Source organism: Cryobacterium psychrotolerans, from assembly GCF_900101115.1.
Taxonomy (GTDB): Bacteria; Actinomycetota; Actinomycetes; order Actinomycetales; family Microbacteriaceae; genus Cryobacterium; species Cryobacterium psychrotolerans.
Genome location: NZ_FNFU01000037.1, coordinates 1 through 5,340 on the forward strand (window position 1 = coordinate 1; position 5,340 = coordinate 5,340).

9 protein-coding genes are annotated in these 5,340 nt (G+C 62.7%); 5 read left to right on the top strand and 4 right to left on the bottom strand.

Going from position 1 to position 5,340, the window contains the following annotated elements; translation table 11 throughout:
- The first annotated feature begins 154 nt into the window (after positions 1 to 154).
- The gene (locus BLQ39_RS15270; RefSeq protein WP_092325333.1) at positions 155 to 652 is read left to right on the top strand and encodes a DUF2231 domain-containing protein; all 498 of its coding nucleotides are present in this window, start codon (positions 155 to 157) and stop codon (positions 650 to 652) included.
- On the top strand, positions 649 to 1,530 hold the full coding sequence (locus tag BLQ39_RS15275; protein WP_256332777.1) for an SDR family NAD(P)-dependent oxidoreductase: 882 nt from the start codon (positions 649 to 651) through the stop codon (positions 1,528 to 1,530). Before BLQ39_RS15270 ends, BLQ39_RS15275 begins: the two co-directional genes overlap by 4 nt.
- 221 nt (positions 1,531 to 1,751) lie before the next feature.
- Here BLQ39_RS15275 and BLQ39_RS16320 read toward each other — a convergent pair whose 3' ends face one another.
- Complete coding sequence (locus tag BLQ39_RS16320) at positions 1,752 to 2,180, bottom strand: DUF7882 family protein (protein ID WP_439822888.1); 429 nt, start codon at positions 2,178 to 2,180, stop codon at positions 1,752 to 1,754.
- 6 nt (positions 2,181 to 2,186) lie between these two features.
- A complete protein-coding gene (locus tag BLQ39_RS15285) occupies positions 2,187 to 2,435 on the bottom strand; it encodes a hypothetical protein (protein ID WP_092325339.1) in 249 nt (82 codons plus the stop codon).
- Positions 2,436 to 2,592: 157 nt separating this feature from the next.
- Between BLQ39_RS15285 and BLQ39_RS15290 the strand changes: the two genes are divergently transcribed.
- Positions 2,593 to 3,138, top strand: a complete 546-nt coding sequence (locus BLQ39_RS15290) for a hypothetical protein (RefSeq protein WP_092325341.1) — start codon at positions 2,593 to 2,595, stop codon at positions 3,136 to 3,138.
- The gene (locus BLQ39_RS15295; protein ID WP_092325343.1) at positions 3,135 to 3,500 is read left to right on the top strand and encodes a DUF8129 domain-containing protein; all 366 of its coding nucleotides are present in this window, start codon (positions 3,135 to 3,137) and stop codon (positions 3,498 to 3,500) included. Before BLQ39_RS15290 ends, BLQ39_RS15295 begins: the two co-directional genes overlap by 4 nt.
- A 134-nt stretch (positions 3,501 to 3,634) precedes the next feature.
- Here the strand turns inward: BLQ39_RS15295 and BLQ39_RS15300 are convergent, their stop codons facing one another.
- Positions 3,635 to 4,063 (bottom strand): PRC-barrel domain-containing protein, encoded by a 429-nt coding sequence (locus BLQ39_RS15300; RefSeq protein ID WP_092325345.1) that lies wholly within the window; start codon positions 4,061 to 4,063, stop codon positions 3,635 to 3,637.
- A 32-nt stretch (positions 4,064 to 4,095) separates the two neighbouring features.
- Positions 4,096 to 4,527 carry a CBS domain-containing protein gene (locus BLQ39_RS15305; protein ID WP_092325347.1) on the bottom strand — a complete coding sequence of 144 codons (432 nt, stop codon included), beginning with the start codon at positions 4,525 to 4,527 and terminating at the stop codon, positions 4,096 to 4,098.
- A gap of 224 nt (positions 4,528 to 4,751) precedes the next feature.
- Here BLQ39_RS15305 and BLQ39_RS15310 point away from each other — a divergent pair, with 224 nt between their 5' ends.
- Positions 4,752 to 4,985, top strand: a complete 234-nt coding sequence (locus BLQ39_RS15310) for a metallothionein (protein WP_092325349.1) — start codon at positions 4,752 to 4,754, stop codon at positions 4,983 to 4,985.
- The last annotated feature ends 355 nt before the right edge of the window (positions 4,986 to 5,340 follow it).

The window sequence follows — 5,340 nt, forward strand, 5'->3', positions numbered from 1 at the left end:
CACATATGTGGCACTACGAGCCAGACACACCCGGCCCGCAACCCACGGTCTATGCGATCGGGAGGCCCCAGCTCAATACCCCATAGCGTCTAGTCTCATGGTGCGTACTATGCAAGCCCTCGGCCCGCATGCCCTCCCGGGCTAGCGTTCAAGCATGGATAGCGAATCGGCACTGCGACGGGCCAAGCACCCACGCACCATCCTGGCGGGCCCTTACGGGCATCCGTTTCACCCGCTACTCGTGACCATCCCGATCGGCGCGTGGACGGCGAGTATCGTCTTCGATATTGCCGCCGGTGCGACGGGCGACGTTGCCTTCGCTAGCGGCGCAACCTGGCTAATCGGGATCGGACTTGTGGGCGCGATGCTCGCGGCCGCCGCCGGTCTCATGGACCTCGCCGCGCTCAATCGCGGCACGCGGGCTCGCCATATCGCGCTCACGCACATGTCGCTCAACCTCGCGGTCATCGTTCTCTTCGCGATCGGATTCGCGATTCGCCTCTCCGACGCAGTGAGCATCGTCGGCGTAGTGCTGAGCGTCGTCGCCCTCCTCCTGCTCGCGGCATCCGGATTCCTCGGCGGAGAACTCGTGTTCCGACACGGCGTGCGAGTCGCGGACGAGACGACGCAGCGGAAGGCGTTCGAACACTGAGCGTCGTCGTCACCGGCGCCTCGAGCGGGATCGGCCGCGCCACCGCACTCGCCCTAGCTCGCCGCGGAACACGGCTCGTGCTCGCCGCACGCAGCGCCTCGAGCCTGGACGAGGTCGCGGCTGAATGCCGCTCGCTGGGTGGCGAGGCGATCGCCGTGCCAACCGACGTTGCCGACCCGGACCAGATCTCGCTTCTCGCCGCGACCGCGATCGAGAGGTTCACCAGCATCCGCGGCTGGGTCAGCGCGGCCGGAGTGTACGCCGCGGGCAGCGTGGAAGAGACCCCCGACCGCATCTTCCGCCGAGTGCTCGAGGTCAATCTGCTTGGCCAGGTGTATGGCGCTAGAGCGGCGCTGCCGGCCCTGCGGCGCACGCGCGGCACGCTCGTGCTGCTCGGCTCGGTCTTCTCGCGCGTTCCGGCGCCAATGGTGTCGGCGTACGTCGCGAGCAAGCACGCGGTGCTCGGATTCGCAGAGTGCCTGCGTCTCGAGCTACTCGGCTCGGGGGTGCGCGTGTGCACCATACTGCCCTCGACGACCGATACTCCCATCTATATCCACGCTGCGAACCGCACCGGGCGAGTCGTGCATCCGATGCCCCCTCTCGTCTCCCCCGACCGGGTCGCGGCCGCCATAGTGCGCCGACTTGAGCATCCGCGCCCCACTACCGTTGTCGGGCGCACACAGGGACTCGTAATACCCCTCCGGCTGCTCGCGCGACCGCTCTACGATCGACTAATCGTCGCGGGTATGATGCACCTCGGACTTCGGGCCGACGGCATCCCCGACTCCGACGGCACCGTGTTCGAGCCCGATCCTGCTTCGAACACGGTAGACGGCGGATGGCGGCAGCGCGGCGGACCATCTAACGAACAATGACTGCGCTGGATGCAATCGACTGGCATGCCGCTTAGTCGGTATCCGCGTCGTCATCATTTTCCGTGACGGTCCGGGTGCCAACATTCCCCACCGAACTTTGGTGTCGTCTGCTAAGTGCTCGCTTGGGGTGACTTTGTCAGGCGCAAACGAGAAGTGCAGCAAGGCGCCGCCCTCAGGAGAACTGGTCTGATCGCACCCGGTCTAGTGAGCACGCACGTAATTCAATCCCTCTGAACGGGAATGCTCGCGGTATGCGGGGACGGCTCAGATGGCTCAGTGGGCTCCGGGACTATACGCAGCCCGTCGATATCGTTGGCTGTTTGCATCAGCGCGTCAAGCCATATCCGGTTGATTACGGGCACCCTGCTGCCCTCGAACCTGAACTGGATCAATACTGTCGCGTTGAGCCATACGGTCGAGCGACCACTTCCCGAGGTGGGCTCGAACTCGAACGTGAAAGCGAAGCCCTCGTGTCGACGCAACTTCGTCAGCATGACGACCTTCAGGTGAGCCAAGACCCGGTCATCGATACGCACCGATTCAGGAGGGCTCCCAAACAGAAAGTGACCCATCGCACATCCATCCCAATACACAACGCAACGCCTACGCCGCTCGCCCAGATTACTTGACGGTCGATCTGGGACCCGCATGATCTACTAGAGCAGCCATTCCTCCTCTGCAATCGACTGGGCGGGAGGGGTTGGCTCCTCAATCTCGCGCGTCTCCAGAAACACGGGCAGGCCTGGCGTGATCAGGGCAGCGAGCGTAGTTCCTTCCACAGGGATGTCGACCATGGCTCCGCCCTCGCGGGTAGCCATAGTCAGTCGGGCGCGGAGGCCCGCAAGATCAGTTGTCGAGGGGAGATAGAAGAGTTTGGTGCCGATCGACAAGTACGCCGCTTGCATGATTTTCTCCGATGGGTTCCTTGCCACGCTACGTCGGAAATTGCGACCCATGTGGGCTTGCGGAAAGCGGGATTTCCCCCGTCCGCAAGTCCGGGGGCGGATGACGGGCAGGGTCAAGCCCCTTTCAGGATTACCGGCGGTGTGCGCACGATGAGGTATGAACAGTGCAGAGATCCTTTTGACTTGGCCCGAGGAGGCGCGGGAGGCGGCTCAGCTGGTGGTGGATAGATACGGTGAACCGGACGAGGCTCAACCGTCCCAGTTGGTGTGGTTCGAGGTTGGTGAGTGGAAGCGCGTCGTGGCCACTAGGGAGTTTTGGGAGCATCAGTTCCCTGCCCCTCACCATGATTCTGTGGAGTCGGTCATTGACTATCGGGTACCGCCGGAGATGTTTAGCGCTTTGGCTGAGTTCGATGGCAGCGTTGTCGCCCGGCGGACGATGGGTGAGATGGCGGCCACGTGTCATGATGAGGAGGCGAACCGTTTGGCTCTGAACCTCGCCCACGAGATTGTCACGGGTGATCGTGATGTCACCGATGCGCGGGCGTATTACTCGACGGAGTTCGTCGATGCTCGCCGGAAGGCACCTACCCCCTACATGGAGAAGCTCAACTTCGTGCAAGCGGGCCAAACTGTCGATGCCGACATCCGCACCATCTCCGAGCTTGAGTTGCAACAGGCCGCCAAGGAGGGCCAAGCATGAATTCTTTGGCGCCCGATCCCGCTAGGCCATCCGTTGACCATAGCGACCTTCCGCTTCCGGACTTCGATCACGTGCTGATCGGTCATCTTCCCTCGAGGATCGCCTCACTCGATGAGGCTTCCGTGGCCCAGCTCATCGCCTATGAGCAGCAGCACGGTCACCGCTTGCCTGTGCTGCGAGTGCTCGAGAACCGTGTGGAGGCACTGCATCAAGGTGCGCCCCCCAGCGATTCCGAGCTGGCATCCGGTATGCCTGAGAGCGCCATCGGCCCGAACCGCGGCTCGAAGGTGAGCCCGGCGACGGCGGGGCCGCCGATTGATCCTGCAGTCAATAGCATCCTCACCAACCCCACGCAGCGATAGGAGTCAGCCGTCTCGCTCCCGGGATGGCGAAAGGCTCCGGTGGTACGAGACCACTGGAGCCTTCCTGTGCAATCGTGGTTTTCACCTCTCTTGCACTATCGACGCTACGCCCGCCGACCCGCAGCGCACAACCCCTAAAGGCCTTGGCGGTAGGTCGGATAATCGGGGTACCGGTAATCGGGCCCCCAGAACGGTCCGTACCCGTAGTAGCCCAGGATGCTCCCGTAGGTTTCCCGTTCCCGCACCAGGTCGGGATCGTAGGCTGGTGCGCCGGCGACGTGTTCGCGGGTCTGGTCGATCCACACTTCGTCGCCGGTGATGGAGGTGATGGCATCTACCGGGATGAAGGTCTTGTCCTGGCCGATGCCCAAGAATCCTCCCGACGCGACTTCGATGAAACGGACCCTGCGCTCGGTCTCATCGACGAGCAGATCCTTGACCTTGCCGATATCGGCGCCGTCCTTATCTTTGACGTCGCGTTCGCGAATGTCCTCATCCCGGTTGGCAACCGTTTCGTCGGTTTCGCTGAGCTTAACCAGCAGGCCTGTGTCAGATGTTTCCATGATTCGTTCTCCTTCTGTCTGTTGGGCGATGGTTATGTGCGGGAGGCGCCAGGTTCGGAGATGTACTCGACGAGGTCGCCGATCCGGTCATCCGGCAGGCTGCGTGCCGCGTCGGCCTGGGTGAGCATGCCGACCAGATCGTGGCCATCGATCACCGGCAGCCGCCGAACCTTGTGCTCTTTCATGGTCGCCAGCGCTTCGCTGACGTCGTCGTCGGCACCGATAGTGACGGGCTTGCCCTGAGCGAGCTCCCCCGCCGTCACGGTCATGGGATCGCCGCCCTCCGCGATGCAGGCGACGACGATGTCCCGATCGGTGAGCATCCCCTTGAGGCGGTTGTCTTCCCCGCAGATGGGCATCGATCCGATATCGAAGTCGCGCAGCTTGCGGGCGGCGTCCGCGAGTGTTTCGTTCTCGCCGATGCACTCGACGCCGGCGGTCATGATTTCGCGTGCAGTGGTCACGATGATCTACCTCCTCGATTAGTTCCGGCCGTACCTGGCCGGACCGCTCTCTTGAGTGAGATCCACACACTTGGACAGTCAGCTGCCGGCGAGAACGGAAATGAACTGTTGCCCTCTCCACGCTAGGCGCGCGTCCACGGGGTGTCGAAGAATCCATACCCCCTAGCACATTGAAGCGAAAGCGGGTAAGCACGAAGGCGTGACACAAACGAGAGGCGGATTCGATGCCCACCTGCGATAGCTGCGGCAATGACTACGACAAGACGTTCACCATCACCAGAGGCGATCAAAGCAGTACCTTCGACAGCTTCGAGTGCGCGATCCACCTGATGGCACCGGTGTGCGCGCACTGCGGCTGCCGGATCTTGGGCCACGGAGTCGAGACCGACGCTGGCATCTACTGCTGCGCGCATTGCTCGCGCCAAGAAGGTCACACCGAACTGGTTGACCGAGTTTAGAACGCTCGAACCCCGATGGGCCCAGTCTGCCTCCTCGCCATGGCGTGGTCGTTGACCTAGGTTCGAAGTATGGATAAACGAGACGACGAAGTTGTAGACCAGTCTGCCAAGAACGCCACTGAAACGGCACCCACACCCGAGCCAGACCTGGCTCCCCCTCTTGAGCCGGGACCAGATGACGAGCTCAGCAATCCTGAGCCTCACCCCGATACCGACCCCGAAGAAGACCCCTCTCCCCTGCAAGGACCCGGCGCAAGCGCCTAGGCCGTGTTGAATAAGTCGGTGTTGATCCAGATCAACGTGGCGGCAAGGGTGATACCGGCTTGGTAGTTGCGGGCCGTCTTGTCGGAGCGCA